This window comes from Halomonas sp. LS-001 (assembly GCF_052983955.1).
The window spans coordinates 2967058-2985820 of the sequence record NZ_CM129816.1 but is presented as its reverse complement, the minus strand read 5'-3'; the positions used below and the strand labels follow the sequence as shown (position 1 = coordinate 2985820).

18 protein-coding genes are annotated in these 18763 nt (G+C 54.5%); 8 read left to right on the top strand and 10 right to left on the bottom strand.

The window, feature by feature from the left end; all coding sequences use genetic code 11:
- Positions 1-153 precede the first annotated feature (153 nt).
- Together ACU6TU_RS13385 and ACU6TU_RS13380 are read left to right on the top strand one after the other, a co-directional pair.
- Positions 154-1620: a dihydrolipoyl dehydrogenase gene (locus tag ACU6TU_RS13385; protein WP_447141894.1), complete on the top strand. Its 1467-nt coding sequence runs from the start codon at positions 154-156 to the stop codon at positions 1618-1620.
- A 274-nt stretch (positions 1621-1894) separates the two neighbouring features.
- The gene (locus ACU6TU_RS13380) at positions 1895-2290 is read left to right on the top strand and encodes a DUF6746 family protein (protein ID WP_447141893.1); all 396 of its coding nucleotides are present in this window, start codon (positions 1895-1897) and stop codon (positions 2288-2290) included.
- Positions 2291-2435: 145 nt separating this feature from the next.
- On the opposite strand, the gene ACU6TU_RS13375 is transcribed toward ACU6TU_RS13380, so the two are convergent.
- Genes ACU6TU_RS13375 through ACU6TU_RS13360 form a run of 4 tightly spaced genes read right to left on the bottom strand, consistent with a single transcriptional unit; the run spans position 2436 to position 4596 of the window.
- A complete protein-coding gene (locus ACU6TU_RS13375; RefSeq protein WP_447141892.1) occupies positions 2436-3125 on the bottom strand; it encodes a DUF3047 domain-containing protein in 690 nt (229 codons plus the stop codon).
- Positions 3126-3127: 2 nt separating this feature from the next.
- Entirely contained in the window at positions 3128-3343 is a 216-nt protein-coding gene (locus ACU6TU_RS13370; protein ID WP_447141891.1) for a zf-HC2 domain-containing protein, read from the bottom strand.
- A 51-nt stretch (positions 3344-3394) separates the two neighbouring features.
- Positions 3395-3985: a sigma-70 family RNA polymerase sigma factor gene (locus tag ACU6TU_RS13365; protein ID WP_447141890.1), complete on the bottom strand. Its 591-nt coding sequence runs from the start codon at positions 3983-3985 to the stop codon at positions 3395-3397.
- A 53-nt stretch (positions 3986-4038) separates the two neighbouring features.
- Positions 4039-4596 carry a carboxymuconolactone decarboxylase family protein gene (locus ACU6TU_RS13360; RefSeq protein ID WP_447141889.1) on the bottom strand — a complete coding sequence of 186 codons (558 nt, stop codon included), beginning with the start codon at positions 4594-4596 and terminating at the stop codon, positions 4039-4041.
- Positions 4597-4900: 304 nt separating this feature from the next.
- Between ACU6TU_RS13360 and ACU6TU_RS13355 the strand changes: the two genes are divergently transcribed.
- Positions 4901-5662, top strand: coding sequence for a hypothetical protein (locus ACU6TU_RS13355; protein WP_447141888.1), 762 nt, complete (start codon positions 4901-4903; stop codon positions 5660-5662).
- A 68-nt stretch (positions 5663-5730) separates the two neighbouring features.
- Here ACU6TU_RS13355 and ACU6TU_RS13350 read toward each other — a convergent pair whose 3' ends face one another.
- From ACU6TU_RS13350 to ACU6TU_RS13335, 4 genes are all read right to left on the bottom strand, one after another.
- Positions 5731-6246, bottom strand: a complete 516-nt coding sequence (locus ACU6TU_RS13350) for a DUF302 domain-containing protein (protein WP_447141887.1) — start codon at positions 6244-6246, stop codon at positions 5731-5733.
- 141 nt (positions 6247-6387) lie between these two features.
- Positions 6388-6933 carry a DinB family protein gene (locus ACU6TU_RS13345; RefSeq protein ID WP_447141886.1) on the bottom strand — a complete coding sequence of 182 codons (546 nt, stop codon included), beginning with the start codon at positions 6931-6933 and terminating at the stop codon, positions 6388-6390.
- Between the two features lie 73 nt (positions 6934-7006).
- Positions 7007-7291, bottom strand: a complete 285-nt coding sequence (locus ACU6TU_RS13340; RefSeq protein ID WP_447141885.1) for a hypothetical protein — start codon at positions 7289-7291, stop codon at positions 7007-7009.
- Positions 7292-7344: 53 nt separating this feature from the next.
- Positions 7345-9654 (bottom strand): PqqD family peptide modification chaperone, encoded by a 2310-nt coding sequence (locus ACU6TU_RS13335; RefSeq protein ID WP_447141884.1) that lies wholly within the window; start codon positions 9652-9654, stop codon positions 7345-7347.
- Between the two features lie 340 nt (positions 9655-9994).
- Between ACU6TU_RS13335 and ACU6TU_RS13330 the strand changes: the two genes are divergently transcribed.
- A complete protein-coding gene (locus tag ACU6TU_RS13330; RefSeq protein WP_447141883.1) occupies positions 9995-10951 on the top strand; it encodes a sulfurtransferase in 957 nt (318 codons plus the stop codon).
- Between the two features lie 48 nt (positions 10952-10999).
- Positions 11000-11587, top strand: a complete 588-nt coding sequence (locus ACU6TU_RS13325) for a TetR/AcrR family transcriptional regulator (protein WP_447141882.1) — start codon at positions 11000-11002, stop codon at positions 11585-11587.
- Here ACU6TU_RS13325 and ACU6TU_RS13320 read toward each other — a convergent pair whose 3' ends face one another.
- On the bottom strand, positions 11588-12601 hold the full coding sequence (locus ACU6TU_RS13320; RefSeq protein WP_447141881.1) for an isocitrate dehydrogenase: 1014 nt from the start codon (positions 12599-12601) through the stop codon (positions 11588-11590).
- Positions 12602-12774: 173 nt separating this feature from the next.
- On the opposite strand from ACU6TU_RS13320, the gene ACU6TU_RS13315 reads away from it, so the two are divergent.
- From ACU6TU_RS13315 to ACU6TU_RS13305, 3 genes are all read left to right on the top strand, one after another.
- Complete coding sequence (locus tag ACU6TU_RS13315; RefSeq protein WP_447141880.1) at positions 12775-13674, top strand: DMT family transporter; 900 nt, start codon at positions 12775-12777, stop codon at positions 13672-13674.
- A gap of 386 nt (positions 13675-14060) precedes the next feature.
- Positions 14061-15551: a SulP family inorganic anion transporter gene (locus ACU6TU_RS13310; RefSeq protein WP_447141879.1), complete on the top strand. Its 1491-nt coding sequence runs from the start codon at positions 14061-14063 to the stop codon at positions 15549-15551.
- A 25-nt stretch (positions 15552-15576) separates the two neighbouring features.
- The gene (locus ACU6TU_RS13305) at positions 15577-16437 is read left to right on the top strand and encodes a universal stress protein (RefSeq protein ID WP_447141878.1); all 861 of its coding nucleotides are present in this window, start codon (positions 15577-15579) and stop codon (positions 16435-16437) included.
- 93 nt (positions 16438-16530) lie between these two features.
- Here ACU6TU_RS13305 and ACU6TU_RS13300 read toward each other — a convergent pair whose 3' ends face one another.
- Entirely contained in the window at positions 16531-18591 is a 2061-nt protein-coding gene (locus tag ACU6TU_RS13300) for a HelD family protein (protein WP_447141877.1), read from the bottom strand.
- Positions 18592-18763: the final 172 nt, after the last annotated feature.

Genomic DNA, 18763 nt, shown 5'->3' with positions numbered 1-18763 from the left:
GTGGTCAGATGATATTTGTGTCGAACGCGATGTGCCAGGGAGTCACGACAGCCATCTCCTTTTTATGCTGGAAAATAGTCGTGCTGGGTATAAGGTCATGCGTTGCTGTGCCATTCTTGGAGTGAATGCGTTGTTTTCTTCAGGAGTTTTGCCATGCAAAAACGTCATGTTGATATTGCTGTTATCGGGGCGGGCAGTGCCGGGTTGAGCGCCTGGCATGCGGCACGCAAGCATAAGGATGATGTGTTGTTGATTGAGGCGGGCGAATACGGCACGACTTGCGCCCGCGTGGGGTGTATGCCCTCCAAACTGCTGATTGCGGCTGCCGATGCCGCTCATCGTGCCCGTCACGCTGACATCTTTGGTGTCAAAGTCAGCGAGGTTGAGATTGACGGAAAGGCGGTCATGGCAAGAGTCAAACGTGACCGTGACCGCTTTGTGGATAGCGTGCTGAAATCCATGCAGCGTATCCCTGAAGACCAGCGCCTGCGCGGCCATGCGCGGTTTGTGCAACCGCATACATTACAGGTGGATGAGCATACCCAGGTCATTGCCAATGCCATCGTGATTGCCACCGGTTCGCGGGCGACCTGGCCGGGTATGTTTGAAGCCGCTGAAGACCGTTTGATCATCAATGATGATGTGTTCGATTGGGATACGCTGCCTGAATCAGTCGCTGTCTTCGGCCCTGGGGTCATCGGGCTGGAGCTGGGCCAGGCGCTTAGCCGTCTGGGCGTGCGCACGCGTACTTTCGGTGTGGGTGGGGCCGTTGGGCCGCTGCAGTCAGATAAGGTACGCGAGGTTGCGGATAACCTGTTCAACGCCGAGTTCTACCTTGATCCGGATGCGGACGTGCAAAAGATCGAACGTAGTGCCGAGGGTGTGACACTGACTTTTGTTGAGCGTGGCACTGGCAAGGTGCTGACCGAAACGTTTGATTACCTGCTGGCCGCCACTGGTCGGCAACCGAATGTTGATCAGCTGAATATTGAAAACGCTAGCATTAAGGTTAGTGAGCGCGGCGTGCCGAGCTTTAACCGCTTTACCCTGCAATGCGCCAACCAGGATGGCAGCCCTAGCCATATCTTTATTGCCGGTGATGCCAACCAGGCCGTACCGCTGCTGCACGAAGCCATTACCGAAGGCCAGATAGCCGCACGTAATGCCGCTAATCTTGACGATATAAAAGCAGGGAGGCGCAATGTGCCCTTAGCGATTGTGTTCACCGAGCCACAAATGGCAAGCGTAGGGGAAAGTCGCGCAGCATTGGAAGCGCGCTACGGCGGCTGCGATGGCATCGCTGAAGGAGGCGTGTCCTTTGATGACCAGGGTCGTGCGCGTGTCATGGGGGAAAATCACGGCTATCTGGCACTTTATGCGGAACACGGCAGTGGGCAGTTTCTGGGCGCTGAGCTGCTGGGGCCAAGGGTTGAGCATATGGCGCACCTGCTGGCCTGGGCGTTGGAACAGAAAATGACGGTCAGCGAAATGCTCGCGATGCCGTTTTATCACCCGGTGCTGGAAGAAGGGTTACGCTCCGGGCTGCGTGATTTGAACGCCAATCTTCAGCAGGGGCCAGCCATCAGCTCCCGCTGTATGGAATGTGGGCCGGGTGACTGATCGCTTCTGCTCATAGAAGTGAAAAATTGTCGCATTCGCATTAACTAACGCTTCTCATTTGCGCAAATGGTTGCTATGGTCTGTTAACGATAATCGTTATCAAACGTAGGCGCTAATTGTTTACGCAACGATATGCTGACGTATCGATATGTTTAAGTACTGGCATGTATAGGTACTGAAATGTGTGAGTACTGAAATGTGTAGGCACTGAAATATGTAAGTATCAGCATCGGATTAGCGCCTCTACCTATCCAGGCCCAAAGAGGAATGTGTAATGAAGCGTACAACCAAATATTTGCTAAGCGGGCTTTTGCTAGCCGGTTCGATGACCAGCGGTATGGCAATGGCCGATAACCATGATCACGAACGTGCTGAACATTTTGAAGGCAAGCCCTCGGAAACCCTGCAGGAAGCCGTCACCAATTTCTCACAAGGCAATCAACAGCTGGCCGAACTGTTGGCTTCTGACGAGTTGACCAACGAACAGATGGGTGAGTTACACTTGCTGACCTATACGATTGAAAACGCCTTGCAGAAGATTGATACCGAGGTTGAGGCCATGGCCGTTTCACTGGAAGAGGTGCACCTTGGCTCGGAAACCCTCGACCAGCAGCGTGTGGCGGAAAACGGCGCAGAATATCTGGAAGCCGCTCAAACGCTGGTCAAGTAACCACCGCGTTACCTAAAAACCTGTTCTCCCATCACGTTCTCTCGCCGTCGCCCTTAGGTGGCGGCGTTTTCTTTTCATGAGTGTAAAGGCTATAGGTGAACAGGTTATAGATGAACAGATTATAGGTGGACAGGATTTTGAGAGGTTAACTTGCAGGGCAGTCAAGTGGTGTCGGGTCGGCAGAAAAAGTCAGGGTGCTGAACCAGGCGGTGGCGTCGCCTCCGGCGTTATCGCCATCGCTCATTAGCGCAACGCCATTGATGCTGTCCGGGCGTTCTCCAAATAGCTGCTGGTAGTCGTCACGCACATGGCGCACTTCTGCCACCCAGCGCCCCAGGTTTTCCTGGCCGCCTTGCAAAGCGAGAAGTTGCGCGCGCTCGGTAAAGGCATTGGGCCAGGTACTGCCCGCGGGCTGGTTGGATGACCAAACGTAGTTGACAGATTCCACCTGCCACGGCAGCAGGCCCGTCTTGCGGGCGACATAGACGCGGGCGGGATAGTCATCACCGGCCTTGGTGGTTTCATCCAATCCGGCGTAAAGAGAATCTACCTGCCAGCACCATTTTAGATAAGGCGTTTCAGTCAGATTGATGTCGCGCTCCAGATACAGAGCGGATGCCTGACCATTCGCGCGGGCCTGTAATACCGCTTGCCCGTCTTTCTCGATCACCTGATAGTCGGTTTCGCCTTCAAAGCTGCGGGTCGGCCAGTTTTCCATATGAAAAGGCGAAAAGCGGGCGTCATCGGCACTTAATGCCGGGGCGGCGATAATGGTTAGGCAAGGCAACAGCAGCCAATGGCGCACAGATACACATGGGGAAGAGAGAAATGGCATAGCTAGCTTCTTGATGAAGGAGGTGGGGTATCGTTGGTGTCTTCTGTCTCTGGCAACTCGTCACCCAGACGATGAAGAAGCTCGAACTGTGCTTCACAACGCTTACAGGCACTGCACATCAGAGTGTGCATACGTAATTGCAGCTGTTCACGGCGAGTGAGCGAGCGGTCAAGCTTGAGCGACATCAGCTTGGTGGCCTCGCGGCACATGATCATCATAGTGGCCCCTTGGTAACGTTGCATTCAGGATACTTCACCGCACAAGACGGCTTATGAATCCGCCAGCCAACCTTTTTCGATGCATTGGCGAAGACGCAAACGCGCCCGATGCAGGATGACCCAACAGTTAGTTTCCGTTACGCCAATTTCCTTACAGATGTCATCCGTCGACAGGCCCATGAATTCTCGCAGGGTAAAAACGCGGGCAATGGTTTCCGGCAGAGCGATTATGCAGGCATCAAGGGCTTTCCAGAATTGACGGTTTTCCAGCACCTGATCCGGTTCGCCCCAGGGTTGCGGGCGTGATGCCGCCTGCCAGCGGCCATTGGCCTGAAAAGGCGCTTCCTGAAACAGCGCATCCAGGGCTTCATCCTGGGTCTGGTCATCATCAAAATGCCCGCTGACAAATCGTTTCTGCTGGCGGAAACGCTCCAGAATCTTGTTTTTCAGGATGCCGAAGACCCAGGTTTCAAACGCTGAACGGCCTTCAAAATCCGTCTGCTTTTCAATCGCTACCACATAAGTGTCCTGCACGACATCTTCGGCGGCAGAGTTGTCACGCAACTGCAGTCGGGCAAACGCCAGTAGCCTTGGGCGCATCGCGGTCAGATGCTCCATGGGCGATGCTGTGACTTTGGTCATGGGGTGTCACTCTCCTTGTAAACCCGCTGGCTCTGCAGCGGGTAGCTTGCATGTCAGGCGCTGGGTGCTTCCCAGGCTAGCGGAGCGAGCTCTTCATTGAGCGGCGTTTCAGCCAGGTGATTAGTGTAGTTGGAAAGTGTTTTCAGCGCACAGGCAATAATCAACTCCAAGGCTTGCTGCTGAGCGTATCCAGCACTTATGAAAGCGTCCAGTTCTTCCTGGTCAGCCCAGCCGCGTGTGGTATTCAAATGGCGGGCAAAGCTCACCAGCGCGGCCAGTTTCGGGTCGTTGGGAGACTGGCGGTTGCGTAAATCTTCCACCAGGGCGTCGTCGGCACCGGCCTGCTTGATGCCACCGGTATGGGCGGCTACACAGAAGTTACAGTGGTTATCGGCGCTGATGGCCAACAACGCCGCTTGCTGCTCCACAGGCGACAGGCTGCTTTTGGCCAGAATGCCATCCAATGTCAGATAGGCCTCCAGCAAGGCGGGTGACTCTGCCATTTTAGCGAATAGATTCGGCACAAAGCCCATTTTCTGCTTAGCGGCTGTCAGGTTGGCCTGGGCTTCGGCAGGTGCAGTTTCAAGGGTATGTAGTGTGAATTGCGTCATTTTTTTACCTTTTTTTAGCGATATTGTACTTACCTTTTTGATTGTGGAACATTCAGTACAAAAATGGCAAATCCGTTGATGGATCGGCCTGGAGGAAAAAACAAATCCGCGCTGTTAGCCGTGGAAAAAACAGTTAATGAGATATGAAAAACCGGCAAAGAATATAAGGGGAGTGTAAGGAATGCCTTAAGACGCTCACTGAAGGAGGATTGCCAAGTGTAATCATATTAAGTGGCTACGCAGATGCCTAGTAGTGTATGTGCTTAGCAAAAAAGAATAAAACCATAAAGAACAGGTGGTTATTATGTCACTAAACAATCAGAAACGCCGCGATATGTTGAGCAGGCTAGGTCGTCAAGTACGTTATACCGCGCCAGCGTTAGCATTGATTGCCAGCGGTGCAGCGCTGGATGCGGTAGCGGATGATTCGTTCGTTTATGCCGAGATGGCTCACGCACCGGAGTCTCTGCTGTTGGCCAGCCATCATGGCGAAGGCCAGGCAGAGGGTGAAGCTGAGGCAGAAGGTGAAGCTGAGGCAGAGGGTGAAGCTGAGGCAGAGGGTGAAGCTGAGGCAGAGGGTGAAGCTGAGGCAGAGGGTGAAGCTGAGGCAGAGAGTGAAGCTGAGGCAGAGGGTGAAGCTGAGGCAGAAGGCGAAGCTCAGGCAGAAGGCGGTGCACCTTCTGGCGAACGCACTGCTCTGGTGAAACGACCGGATAATTATACGCCGGGTTACTCAGCCTCAGGCGATAACGCTGACGCGATGATAGAGCGCGGTAAAGCGCTGTTTAATGACCCTTCCTTGAGTGCCAACGGGCTTTCCTGTTCAACCTGCCATGGTGCAGATGGCCAATCGGGCTATCAGGGAACCTTCGATCAGGCCTACCCACATAGCGTTCATATGGGGCTGAATCAGTTCGGGATGGAAAGCGTTCATGCCGACGAAATGGTTCAGATCTGCATGGTCGCCCCGATGGGAAGCGAGCCGCTGGCGTGGGATTCTGAAGAAATTGCCTCGCTGTCAGCCTTTGTGGTGGACGCTCAGGCGCGTTATGCAGAGGAAAACTGAAGAACGGGGCTGCCTAAACACCTTGTAAACCGCCTTGCCAGGTTAAAGCCTGGCAAGGCGGTTTTCTTTCAAGGGGTCGCTTTCAGGGCATCCTGGCCAATTTCAAGAAACAGCTCATCAAGCTCTGTGGCTATCTGCGTCAGCTCGCCGGTATTGGCGTTGATGTAAGGGGAAAATACGGCGCTGGGCTCTTTCCAGGCGAGGGTAGCGCTACCATCAGCATCTTCTGTGACATAAAAACGCAGCGGCGCTTCAATCATGGCCGGAACGCTCTGGCGCAGAATGTTTACCGCATAATCGTTGCGGAACACACCGATAACGCGGTTGCCGGGGAGTTCAATACCGCGCTGCGCGGCGGCGTCAGTCGGCCCAGCTTCGGTGACAATAAACATGTTGGCTTCACTGACCGCACTGCGCAGCTGTTCAAGGAGCTGCGTATAGCTGTGTTCGCTGGGCATCACCTGCCAGCCGCTTTCAGGCCAGTCATCGGCCATGGCGGGGGTGGACAACAAGATGCCCGCGCCAAGGAAAAGTGGGGCTAACAGTCGTGTTCGATTCAGCGTGTAGCCTAGGGGGAAAGACATACGGCGTCTCCTGTCCTGGTGAAGGCGGTGAGATACCGCCAGGGAATATCAGAAGACTTGGTGTTGGCGGTAAGAGATACCTTACACTCGATACTTTACACCCAAACGAAAAATTGCTGTGGGGCGCAAATCAAACCGCCGTTAAGACGCTTGCTGGGTTTGCCAGTAGCGCAAAGTTGACGGGTGAACGCCAAAGTGCTCAGGCAGTGCAATATTCTGGTGGGCGCATAGCAGGCTGATCAACGCCATGTGATGAATGCTATGGCTGGTCAGAAATGCCAGCTCTCGGCCCAGGCTGCTGGGCAGGGCAGTGGTGTCTTGCCCGCTGGGTATATCAAGTGGGTAGTGAAGCGTCAGTGCAGTATTGGCCGGTAGGTCAGCGATGGTAGCCAGCCCGTTATCAAGGTCTTGCAGGCGAGCCAGTGCAGCCTGTGGGTCGGTTTCCAGAGCAATTTCTCGAACGCGCTGTTCGTAATCCATGCTAGCGTTGGCGTTAAAATGGTTCAGCAGTGTCTGGTAATGTTCAAGAATATGCCGCACATGTTTGCCCACTGACTGGGTCGCATGAGGTGCGCTGAGTTGCTGATAGGCGGCAGGTGGCAGGTTTTCGAGCAGCGCTGCCAGTTGGCCAAGGGCCTGACGGTTTTCTTCGGTCAGTGTGCGGGCATCGGGCTGTGCAGCAGACATGATGTTCAACCTCGGTCATCACTGTGCCAGCGCATGGGCTGGCACAGTGCGTTGTCAGTTAAAAAAAGGCGGTTTAGCCAGCTTCCGGGCTACCTTCGGCGCTGCCTTCACCCTCTCCTTCGCCTTCTCCTTCGCCTTCTCCTTCACCCTCATCTTCGTGCTCTCCTTCGCCTTCGGCCTGATGAGCTTCAGCCAGCATGTGCGGTGCATCTTCGAACTGGCTATAACCGCTTTGTGATTCATCAGCGTGGACCTGCATGGCCAGGCCGCTGGCAGCAAGTGCCAGCGCCGGTGCCGTATAGGCGAACTGACGGCCAAGACGGCTTAACAGGCGACGTTTGCTTTCTTGTTGAGACATGATGTTTTCCTCTTTATTTTCGGTCGATCTGAGTGGTGCAATGCCATAAAGCTTTATGGCACGGTTAAGCGCCCGTGGGCGCGGTTTCCGTCCACCTCAGGGTGGCAGGAAAGTGAAGATGGCGCTGTGGTGCCCAATGCTTGCTGGCAGGCGTCATCAAAAGCGGCCGGGTCGCTGGCGCAGGCAATGTGTGGCAGCGGCTGACAGATCTCATGTAGCAGGCTTAGCGCCTGCGCCTCCAGCGCATGGCGTTGGCCCTGATAAGTGCAGGGCAAACATTCGCTCAGGGTGGTAAACGCTGTGTTCGTCGAAGCGGCGTTTTGACTTTCTGCCGTCAGCGTCACCAAAGCCTCTGGCTGACATTCTTTTATCGCTGCATAAGGCGCGTGTTTAACCGGCAAATTCAGCGGCTCCAGACCAGCGGAAGCTGCCGGGTTAAGGCGAATACCGCGGGTAACAGTCGCGCCATGGCGGTTGGCAAAATCCGCCAAAAGGGCAAGCTGGTCATCGTCCTGACTGATTCGCACCGCTATCTGCTGGTTGGCGATTGTGACGACGGCGAGATCGATGATCACGGCGTGTTCGCCAGCGGCCTGATTGAGCAGGCACTGTTCAATGGCTGACCGGATTTCATTGAAGTGCAGGCGCGAGCGCAGCAGCTTGCTGTCATCGGCCAGACAGTAGCCGTTGGCACTGGCCAGAACATGCAGCCTTTGATCGGCAGTATCTGGCGTTTTATGGGGCTTCAGTGGTGTGAAGTCCGCCTGCAGCTGGTCGGCCACGGCACCCTGCGGTGCAGTGATCCGCCAATCGCATTGATCAATGTTTAGCCATAGCGTTTGCTGCGCTGGCGTTCGCTCAGCGTCGGCTTGTAAAGGCTCGGGTGAGGTGCTGTCCTGAGGGGCCAGCAGGCCATATTGCTGCCACACGGCCAGCGTTGCCCACACGTCCTGCTCAACGTGTTCACGCGGGGTATCGGTCATGGTCAGCAATTGTTCAATAACGGCGTTAATCGGTTGCCCGTCGCCTAGCAGCAGCCAGATCAGCGCTGCGCTATCGTTGAGTTGGATAAACTGTCCGCTGTCATGTTGGTAGAGTGCCAGCTGGTCGTTATCGAATAACTCGCTGACGCGATGTGGGCGCACGCTAACAAGCCGCTCAGGTGTGAGCTGACTGTCGGCAGAGCTGGGTAGGCCGACAAAGGGGGTATAGTCGCTGAGGGCACTGGGGTAAAGCGTTGCAAAGTTACCCGTGCGCTGATGCTCGGCGCTGAGCGCGGCGGCATCAAAGTGAGTGGGTGCCTGTTCCAGCTTGTCCAGACCCAGGAGCTGAATCATGTCGCGGATCAAGTCCCCCTTGACCTGTTCTTCGACGATGCCGCCATGCTCTGGTCGAGCGCACACGCCCAATGACGGGCTGAGGTTGCACTCCAGAATCCAGGGCTTGAGCTGATCATCCACCAGGCAATCAAGCCCGATCAGCTCGTAGCAGCCCAATGGGTCGGCGCCGTTTTCACGGCTGCGTGCTCGCATGGCATCTACGCCGCTAAGGGCGGTCAGGGTCGCCAGATCCTCAAGCTTGTCGAACAGTGCCTGATCATCATGGCCCTGTTCTTTAAGCCATTGGCGATAGCGCTCGAAATCAATGAACTCGACCGGCACTTCGGCCGCCTGATTGCGAGCATTGATATCCGGGTTGGTCAGCTGGCTGTAGACGTTGTCGATATCGTCCGGGTCCCAGGGGGCTGATGCCAGTTTGGCAAACCCCTGGCGATACAGGTAGATACGTAATGGGTCAATCCCGGCAATCAGCATATACAGGCGCAGTACATATTTGTGGCCACGGATAGTATGCGGGTTACCAACATATTCCTGCACCAGCCAGTTCGTTGCCAACGGTGCCTGAGTAGGGTCGCTTATCACGCGAATGCCCTGGCCTTTTGAAGCGTTGGTAGGCTTGAGAATCCAGCGCTTCTGCGGGTTGGCGGCCGCGTCTTCGACCATTGCCGGATAGTCATGAGGCATTTCATAAGCCCGTGGGAAAAATTCCAGCCGCTGAGCGTAGGTGTGATCTTCTCCGTAGTGGGCGATGATGCGTTTACGCATCCGGCTCAGACTGTCGTGCAGGCGACTCTTGACGGTTAGCGCCGCATTGCCGGGGATATGGTTCATCCTGCGTTGCGGCGACGTAGCTTGAAACGCCGCTTTTGGAGGCATACCCGTGACCCAGGCCGCTTGCCAGTCTGTGTCATCGCCTTCCTGCCAGCCGCTGGCTTCAAGCGTGGTGCGAAAAAAATGGTCCTGCTCGGCATGGCGTTGCCCGCTCAACCAGAACTTCAGTGAGGTGGGTGAAGGTGATGTCATCGGGTAGCCTCGTGTTAGCCGTATAAAAGACTGTGTTCAAAAAACTGTGTTTTAAAACCTGTGTTCTAAAAACCGTGCTCGAAAAGCCAATTAATGTAATGGCTTTGTGTTGGCGGTCCGTTTTTCCTTACAAAAAAATTCTACGCCGGTTGAATACCGTTATAGACGGGCTGGTGCCGCACGGCAAACCAGTTAATCGTCAGCTGTTGCTATATCCATATATCAAAAAAGAACTTTAATGTCGCTTATATATGCCACAATATTCTATTAAATGTAGATCATTCTTTAATAATTGTGCGTATCCCAACCGCGTGGCGCCTTACAGGCGTTCGGAGGAAATATGAACCGTACTATCATCAGTCTGGCGGCTATTTTCAGTTTTGCCACCCAGGCACAAGCCCATGAAATGACGCCGCTGGTAGACGCCAGCTGGCTGAATGAGCACCTGGATGCCGATAATCTGGTGGTGCTGGATGTGCGTTCTTCGATTGACGATGGCGGAGATGCCGACAGCTTTCGTGCAGAGCGTATTCCTGGTAGCCGATATTCGAGCTACACCGAGGCAGGTTGGCGGGAAACTCGCGACGATGTGCCGGGGTTAATGCCAGCGGTGGATGCGCTGGAAACCTTGATTGGTGGATTGGGCATTGGCAACGACAGCCAGGTGGTCATTGTGCCTGCAGGCACGGGAGCCACGGATTTCGGCAGTGCGGCCCGGGTTTACTGGACGTTCAGAATGCTTGGCCATGAGGATGTCGCGATTCTTGATGGTGGTTTTGCTGGTTGGCAGCAGCAGGGTTTTGATGTGGTCAGCGGTGAGCCTGCCAAGCCTGAGGGTGTTGATTTCAGCGCCTCGCTTCAGGAGGCGTTGTTTGCTTCCAGTGAAGACGTAAAAGCAGCCATTGATTCGCCAACTCAGCTGGTCGATGCGCGTCCGGCAGGTTTTTATACGGCAGATACCCAGTCCTCGGCGACGCTTGCTGCCGGCACCATTCCCACGGCGGTGAACCTGGAACATCAGAAGTACATCAGCGAGCGCGATGGTGCCTACTATCTGGAAGAAACGCCGCTGCTGGAACGTATTGATGAGCTGGGCTTAGACGCTGACACGCCCACTATTGCGTTTTGCAATACCGGTCACTGGGCCGCCATTGGCTGGTTTATGCTTCAGGAAGTGGCAGGGTTTGAAAACACCTCCATGTACGATGGTTCCATGGCAGAGTGGACGCGCCAAAACGAGTTGCCGTTGCAAGTGGCCGGTGGCAGTGTGACCACGGTAGGTGAACAGGTTAATTGATATTGGTTATACATTGCGCAGGGACGCGCTGCCTTCTAAGATGCCCGTATGACCCTAGGACGACCTCTTTCCCATCATCCTGATACTGCCCTTGCGGCGGCCATGCAGACCTTCTGGCAGTCAGGCTATCACCATGCCTCGCTGAAGGTTCTGCTGTCTGCCATGAAGGTGTCCCGCAGCACGCTCTATCATTCCTTCGGTAATAAAGAAGCCTTGTTTCTGGCAGCGCTTGAGCGTTATCGGCAGCGCCAGCTGGCGCACCTGGCGGATATGCGCGCAGAAGCATCATCACCCTGGGCGTTTATTGAGCAGCTATTGTACAGCGTTGCAGAGAATGCCGAAGGTGAACAGGCAGCATTGGGGTGTCTGATTTTTAACTCGGCGACGGAACTGGGTGGTGAAGATTCGGTGCCTGCGCGGGCGGCAAACGAAAGCGTTGAAATGATTACGCAGTTTTTCTGCCGAGTGGTAGAAGACGCCCAACAGGAAGGAACGATACCCGCCGACCGGGAACCGCTTGGCGCTGCACGCTTTATTGTTCAATCCATCTCTGGCCTGCGCCTGTTGCTGAAAACGGGTATCAGTCAGGCGCAAGCCAGGGATGTGGTGACTTACATGCTCAAGGGGTTGCGTTGATCAAGCGCTAACAACTTCGACCAGCGCCTCGGCAAAGGTATCCGTGGTGCCGCTGCCACCCATATCCGGCGTGACCATATCCTGGCGGGTTTCCAGTACCGTGCGAATGCCCTGACGAATGGCCATGCCTTTTTCGACCATGCCCAGGTGATCCAGCATCTGCGCGGCTGCCAGAAGCAGAGCGCAAGGGTTCGCAATCTTCATGCCTGCAATGTCAGGTGCTGAGCCGTGAACCGCCTCGAAAATTGCCGCGTTCTCACCAATGTTGGCACCGGGTGCCAAACCAAGACCGCCCACCAGGCCCGCGCACAGGTCGGACAGAATATCGCCGAACAGGTTAGTGGTGACAACGACATCAAACTGATGCGGGTTCATCACCAGCTGCATGCAGGCGTTATCAACGATCATTTCCTGGAATTCGATCTCGGGGTATTCCTTGGCGACTTCCCGTGCTACGTCCAGGAACAGGCCAGAGCTGGTTTTGATGATGTTGGCTTTGTGTACGGCGGTGACTTTCTTGCGACCGTTATTTTTCGCCAGCTCAAACGCATAGCGAACGATCCGCTCTGACCCTTTGCGAGTGACCTTGATCACCGAAATGCCGGTGTTGCCATCATCAGTAAATTCCTGGCCGTCCGACAGATAGGCGCCTTCGGTATTCTCGCGCACGGTAATCATGTCGATATCGTCGTAGCGCGAACGTGTGCCGGGGAAGCTGACAGCAGGCCGCACGTTGGCATACAGATCAAAGTGCCGACGCATCAGGACGTTGATCGAGGAGAAGCCTTTACCGATCGGCGTGGTCAGCGGGCCTTTCAGGGCAATACCTAAACGCTCAATGGTATCCAGAGATTCCTGAGGAACCAGGGTGCCGTGGGCTTCCAGAGCGGCTAAGCCAGCATCAATAAACTGATAGTCCAGACCGCAGTCGAGTGCATCCAGCACGCGCAGTGTGGCGTCCATGATCTCCGGGCCGATACCGTCGCCCTTGATGACCGCGATAGACTGGCTCATAGTTTGCTCCTTTCAGGAAATGATGAAGAATTCGGCGGGGTGTGCCGAACCTTTTGGATAGACCGAATTTCTCTTGTGAATCGATTTTACGTCAAAAGGTGGTAAAACGTCACCCTGCCAAGGGTGTAAACTTCCGGCTTATCAGCGTTTGAACGTTAACCATAAGGCTATAAATGAACACAACGCTCTCACGTCGTCAGCAAGGGCTTTTAATGACCGCTGGCGGCGCCCTGATCATTTCTCCTGATGCGCTTTTAATCAAACTGATCAACTTGCCGGACAGCGATATCCTGCTGTGGCGAGGGTTGCTCACGGCAATAGGGTTTGCGCTGATTGTCTGGCTACGCCAACAGCGGGGCTTTTTCCGTGCCTATTACCGTTGCGGTTGGGTCGGCGTTGGGGTGGCGGTGCTGTTCAGCCTGTCGACTTTCGGGTTTGTGCTCGGTAATCAATACACCAAGGGCGGTAATGTCTTGATGATTCTGGCCGGCGCGCCCTTGATTGCCGCTGCGCTGTCACGGGTGTTTCTGCATGAACGTCTGCCGTTGCGAACCTGGCTGGCTATTGGCCTGTGTTTGCTGGGCACCTCGCTGATTGTGCTGGATGATACGGGGGTGGGGTCATGGAAAGGCAATGCTTTTGCCCTTTTGGCCGCCACCGCCCTGGCGGCGAATTTTACCCTCTGTCGGGTGCGCCCGGGCGTGGATATGAGCCCGATGCTGACCCTGGCCGGATTAATTGTGGCGCTGGTTGCCTTTGTCTCTGCCAGCCTGGGAGCGGGGCTTTCTGCCGTGCCGGTGATGAGTGCCGTCTGGCTGGTGCTGCTGTGCCTTGTGTTGTTACCACTGGGGTTTACGCTAATCCAGCGTGGGCCACTGTATCTGCCCGCCGCCGATGTGGGGCTCTTGATGCTTTCAGAAGTGGTGGTCGGCTCGGTCTGGGTGTGGGTGGTTCTCAGTGAGCGCCCGGCGCCGGTGGCGTTAGTGGGCGGCGCTATCGTGCTGGGTACTCTGTTGACAAAAGGCGTGATGGAACGGCGAATGGAAATGCGGCAGCGCAGCAGGGTGCAGTGACGGCTTTTTACTGCTAAAATCTTATGCTTTTCGCTAATAGTGTTGGCACGCGTTGTGCACGCTTAGCTTCATTCGGCAGAAATGGCATCCATGATGGCACCGATTTTCCGCGTTAAGGCGTTTTCAGGGTTGATGACTCCACCCTAGCGCTTTCCTTCCTTGTGTTTAGCGGTACCTGCCCAGCGTTCACTGCGCTGTCACGGTAGAGTGCCATGCTTTGTCAATAATCCTGGCTTTCACCCGATAGCTTGGCTTTTGCCCACTGTAATGGCTTGTGCACATCATTGTTGCTTTTTATAGGCCGTTTAACGCGATCTTGATACGTCTTTAATAAAGGCGGCGTCATTGGTCGTCCCAATAACCGCTTGATAACTCTGGACCCCCTGATGTACGAAAAATTCAAAATCTCCTGGCTGTCTAACCTCAAAGGCGACACCTTAGCGGGTATCGTCGTTGCATTGGCACTGATTCCCGAAGCGATTGCCTTCTCGATTATTGCCGGTGTTGACCCTAAAGTCGGCCTGTATGCCTCTTTTGCAATCTGTGTGATTATTGCCTTTGCGGGTGGGCGTTCCGGGATGATCTCCGGTGCGACGGGCGCCATGGCGCTGTTGATGATCACCCTGGTCAAAGATCACGGGCTTGAGTATCTGCTGGCAGCGACATTGCTAACCGGTGTGCTTCAGATTATTGCCGGTTATCTGCGTCTGGCAGATTTGATGCGTTTTGTGTCGCGTTCGGTAGTCACCGGCTTTGTTAATGCCCTGGCCATTCTGATCTTTATGTCGCAGTTACCAGAGCTGACCGATGTGACCTGGCATGTCTATGCCATGACGCTCGTGGGTCTGGCGATTATCTATGGCTTTCCTCTGATACCGGTGATTGGTAAATCGATTCCGTCACCGTTGGTGTGCATCGTTGTCTTGACGGCGGTTTATATGCTGACAGGCATGGAAATTCGCAGTGTGGGGGATATGGGTGAACTGCCGGATACCTTGCCGATCTTCCTGTGGCCGAACGTGCCGCTGAACTTTGAAACCCTGATGATTATCCTGCCCTATTCGTTAATGCTAACTGTTGTCGGGCTACTGGAATCAATGATGACCAGTACGATCATTGATGATTTGACCGATACCAGAAGCGATAAAAGCCGTGAGTGTAAAGGCCAGGGGATTGCCAATATTGGTTCGGGTCTGATCGGTGGTATGGCGGGCTGTGCGATGATCGGTCAATCGATCATTAACATTAAGTCTGGCGGGCGTCGGCGTACCTCTTCATTGATCGCCGGGGTGGTATTGCTGTTGATGGTTGTCTTCCTGGCGGACTGGGTATCGCAGATTCCCATGGCGGCGCTGGTGGCAGTCATGATCATGGTAGCGATTGGTACCTTCAGCTGGGAATCCATTCGTGATCTGAAAAAACACCCGATGAGTACGAATCTTGTTATGGTGGTCACTGTGGCAACAACGGTGCTGACCCATAATCTGGCGATTGGTGTCTTTGTCGGTGTCTTGCTGGCCGCCATGAACTTCGCCAACAAGGTCGGCAATATTCTCTATATCGGTTCAAAACAGCTGGATGACGGCAAAGCGCGTGAATATGATGTGGTCGGACAGGTGTTTTTTGCGTCTTCAGAACGCTTTATGGAAAGCTTCGATTTCAAGGAAAGTATTGATAAGGTGACCATTAACCTGACGCGCGCCCACTTCTGGGATATTAGTGCTGTTCAGGCGCTTGACCGGGTGGTGATCAAGTTCCGCCGTGAGGGTACCGAGGTGGAAATGATTGGCTTGAACGAAGCCAGCGCTACTATCGTTGACCGCTTCGCGGTGCATGACGACCCGGAAGCCGTCGAGAAGCTGATGGGCGGCCACTAAGCTAACGTTCCGCTAGGAGTTTTAAATGACAGATCATGTAATGGCCGCCATTGACGGTTCTCACTTTTCGGAAAACGTGTGTGACTACGCCGCCTGGGCCAGTCTTGCAATGGATGCCCCGCTGGTATTTGTTCACGTCGTGGATAACCACCCGCAGAACGCAGAGGATGCCAATCTATCGGGCAATTTGCGGTTTGGTGCTCGCGAGCGGCTGATGAAAGAACTGTCCGACCTTGATGAACAACGTGCCAAGGTCAACCGTGAGCAAGGCAATTTGATGCTGGATGCCGCCAGGGAACGTGCGATTGCTGATGGCGTCAGCGACCCGGAAATGCGCCAGCGCAACGGTACTCTGGTAGAAACTCTGGTCGAGCTGGAAAAAGACGTACGCCTGTTGGTATTGGGTAAGCGCGGCGAAACATCGGGGCACTCCTCGGGCCATTTAGGGTTGAATCTTGAGCGTGTGGTGCGTGAAATGCACCGCCCCATTCTGATGGTGCCCAGCGCCGAGTTCAAAGCGCCACAAAGCGTGATGATGGCCTTTGATGGCAGCAAGACCGCCCGTAAAGGCGTCGAGATGCTGGCCAAAAGCCCGCTTTTCAACGGCGTAGCCTGCCATGTGGTGATTGTCGGCGCTGATACTGCTGAACATCGTTCGGAACTGGAGTGGGCACTGACGACCCTGCGCGACGGTGGGCATGAAGCTGAAGGTGCAATTCGCGCCGGTGAGGTTGAAGTCACGCTACACGCCTACGAGAAGGAAAAAGGCATCGACATGATGATCATGGGAGCCTATGGACACTCACGTATTCGTCACATGCTGATCGGCAGCACTACCACTGAAATGCTGCGTAATAGCCACATTCCGGTGTTGATTCTGCGTTAAGCCATTCATGGCGTATTAAACCTGTGTACAGGAAACCGGCGCTTGAAAGAGCGCCGGTTTTTTAATGGATGGCTTCAGTGTCTGCTAAATCGGTCATGGCAAAAAAACCGAGGGTTGGCCGGTATGGGTCAGAGTCAGCTGGTGCATGGCGCGTGTACAGGCGACATAGAGCAGGTTGCGTTCCATATCAGTGGCATAATTTTTTTCGCTGACCTCAGGTACGATCACCCGGTCAAACTCCAGGCCTTTGGCCATATGTGCGGTACAGATGATAATGCCCAGGCCGAATGCCGAGCTTTGCTCACTGAGTAGCTGCAAGCGGTCGAACGCTCCATCCAGGGTGTCAAACAGCTTTTTGGCCTGTTTCTGCGTTTTGCACACAATCCCCAGCGTCTTGTGTTCGGAATGGGTGAAATCCTTGACCAGGGCGGTAATGGCGTTCACTTCTTCCTTGCGGCTGCGATAGGGCTCAACCCTGGGCGGTTCACCGTGACGCTCAATGGCCTCCAGGTCCGGGTTATAGGCAATCTGCTGGGCGAAGTTGGCGATCTCGATGCTTGAGCGGTAGCTCTTGTTCAGCGTGACGCACATTGCCTGACGTAACACCTGACGGATTTCGTCGGCCTTGGAGGCGCTATACGGATTAACGGCCTGATAGGCGTCGCCGAGGATGGTTTTCTTGCACGGAAACAGCTGACCGATCACGGCGTATTGCACTGGCGTGTAGTCCTGCATTTCATCGATCAGCAGGTGCTTGACGTTACGCCAGCTGGAATGAATGCCCTCCAGACGCATCTTGAGATAAATCAGCGGAAAGACGTCAGCGTATTCGAGTCGCCCGCGTGATGCGCTTTTAAACAGCTCAGGCTGACCCAGCCAGTCGTAAAAGCCTTTGTAGGTTTCGCGCAGGGTTGCCTGTTTGAGCATTTTTTTGACCGCTGCCTTGAGCACGTTACGTTCATCGCGTTCCAGATCATAGTTGTACTGGTTGGCGATCTTGCGCTCAATTTCCCAACAGACCTGTTTGAGGCGTTCATTGGTGGGCAGGCGGCGGTGCTTGCGAAACACCTCTTCAAACAACCAGCCGGGTATCAGCCGTCGAGCGATCCAGATATCTTCAGCGGTGAAGCGGTTGGCTTCTACATGCGCGGCATAACGGTCCATCTGCTTGAGAAATTCCGGCGTTGCCTTGAAGCGTAAACGGGCTTTCATGGCATCATCGTTTTTTTCCAGCAGGGCCGCTGTCTGCTCGAAGAAACTTTCAAACCGGTACTGGCTGTCCAGCAGTTCGTCGGCGAGGTCTTCCATTCCGATTTCATTCACCGTCTCTTCGCCAAGCTCCGGCAGTACGTTGGAGATGTAATCGGCAAATACACGGTTAGGCGAAATGATCAGGATGTCTTCTGAACTGAGAGTGTCCTTGAAGCGGTAAAGCAGGTAAGCAATCCGGTGCAGGGCAATGGAGGTCTTGCCGGAACCTGCGACCCCCTGAATGATTAATACGTTGGCTTCGTCATTGCGGATAATCGCATTCTGGTCGCGCTGAATGGTCGCCACAATATTTTTCATGCCTTCATCCGAGGCGCGGCTGAGTTCCTCCTGAAGCACATCATCGACCACATGTACGGCACTGTCGATCATCAGCTCAATGTGATGCCCTTTGATGCGGAACTGGCGCTTGAGGGTGATTTCACCGGCCACATCGCCTTCGGGGCTTTGGTAAATCGCCGGACCCGTTTCGTAATCATAAAATAATGACGCAATCGGCGCGCGCCAGTCGTAAACACGGTTGGCTCCGGCAAGGTCGTCGCGAAAATGGTGAACCCCGATGTAGATGGGCTGTTGCTCGCCCTGGCGGGTGAAATCAAAACGTCCGAAATAGGGGGAGTGCTTGAGTTTATCCAGCCGTTGGCGTCTAAGCAGGGTATTGTCGCCGGTCATCACCGCCTGTTGAATCGACTCCCGTGCGGCGATTTTTTCGATGTGATCCATCTCGTCGCGGCTGTTCCAAAGATATTCCTTCTGCGTCTGAATATCGTCGGCATAAGCCTTCAGCCGATCATCAAGCTCGCTGATATTGGCATCAATGCGCTGATGGATGTCGCTCAGATGGCGCTGTTCTGCATCGCGTGGGGAGGTGTCTGTTGTCGCCATGATGCCTGTTAATAGAAGAGGTTGAAGTAAGTGCCGGCGTGGATGAAACCACGGCTGAACCTGAGGCTCTATGTATCAGCCGACTTTAACGGGAAATGCCAGGAAGCGCTAACTGCCTGGCATTAGTCTTGTTTCCCGGCAATAAATCGAATTCTTTCAATAAATCCATTGC

Excerpts from the sequence above, each read along its gene's own strand:
- ACU6TU_RS13385 (WP_447141894.1), top strand. The coding sequence starts at position 154 with ATGCAAAAACGTCATGTTGATATTGCTGTTATCGGGGCGGGCAGTGCC.
- ACU6TU_RS13380 (WP_447141893.1), top strand. The coding sequence starts at position 1,895 with ATGAAGCGTACAACCAAATATTTGCTAAGCGGGCTTTTGCTAGCCGGT.
- ACU6TU_RS13375 (WP_447141892.1), bottom strand. The coding sequence starts at position 3,125 with ATGCCATTTCTCTCTTCCCCATGTGTATCTGTGCGCCATTGGCTGCTG.
- ACU6TU_RS13370 (WP_447141891.1), bottom strand. The coding sequence starts at position 3,343 with ATGATGATCATGTGCCGCGAGGCCACCAAGCTGATGTCGCTCAAGCTT.
- ACU6TU_RS13365 (WP_447141890.1), bottom strand. The coding sequence starts at position 3,985 with ATGACCAAAGTCACAGCATCGCCCATGGAGCATCTGACCGCGATGCGC.
- ACU6TU_RS13360 (WP_447141889.1), bottom strand. The coding sequence starts at position 4,596 with ATGACGCAATTCACACTACATACCCTTGAAACTGCACCTGCCGAAGCC.
- ACU6TU_RS13355 (WP_447141888.1), top strand. The coding sequence starts at position 4,901 with ATGTCACTAAACAATCAGAAACGCCGCGATATGTTGAGCAGGCTAGGT.
- ACU6TU_RS13350 (WP_447141887.1), bottom strand. The coding sequence starts at position 6,246 with ATGTCTTTCCCCCTAGGCTACACGCTGAATCGAACACGACTGTTAGCC.
- ACU6TU_RS13345 (WP_447141886.1), bottom strand. The coding sequence starts at position 6,933 with ATGTCTGCTGCACAGCCCGATGCCCGCACACTGACCGAAGAAAACCGT.
- ACU6TU_RS13340 (WP_447141885.1), bottom strand. The coding sequence starts at position 7,291 with ATGTCTCAACAAGAAAGCAAACGTCGCCTGTTAAGCCGTCTTGGCCGT.
- ACU6TU_RS13335 (WP_447141884.1), bottom strand. The coding sequence starts at position 9,654 with ATGACATCACCTTCACCCACCTCACTGAAGTTCTGGTTGAGCGGGCAA.
- ACU6TU_RS13330 (WP_447141883.1), top strand. The coding sequence starts at position 9,995 with ATGAACCGTACTATCATCAGTCTGGCGGCTATTTTCAGTTTTGCCACC.
- ACU6TU_RS13325 (WP_447141882.1), top strand. The coding sequence starts at position 11,000 with ATGACCCTAGGACGACCTCTTTCCCATCATCCTGATACTGCCCTTGCG.
- ACU6TU_RS13320 (WP_447141881.1), bottom strand. The coding sequence starts at position 12,601 with ATGAGCCAGTCTATCGCGGTCATCAAGGGCGACGGTATCGGCCCGGAG.
- ACU6TU_RS13315 (WP_447141880.1), top strand. The coding sequence starts at position 12,775 with ATGAACACAACGCTCTCACGTCGTCAGCAAGGGCTTTTAATGACCGCT.
- ACU6TU_RS13310 (WP_447141879.1), top strand. The coding sequence starts at position 14,061 with ATGTACGAAAAATTCAAAATCTCCTGGCTGTCTAACCTCAAAGGCGAC.
- ACU6TU_RS13305 (WP_447141878.1), top strand. The coding sequence starts at position 15,577 with ATGACAGATCATGTAATGGCCGCCATTGACGGTTCTCACTTTTCGGAA.
- ACU6TU_RS13300 (WP_447141877.1), bottom strand. The coding sequence starts at position 18,591 with ATGGCGACAACAGACACCTCCCCACGCGATGCAGAACAGCGCCATCTG.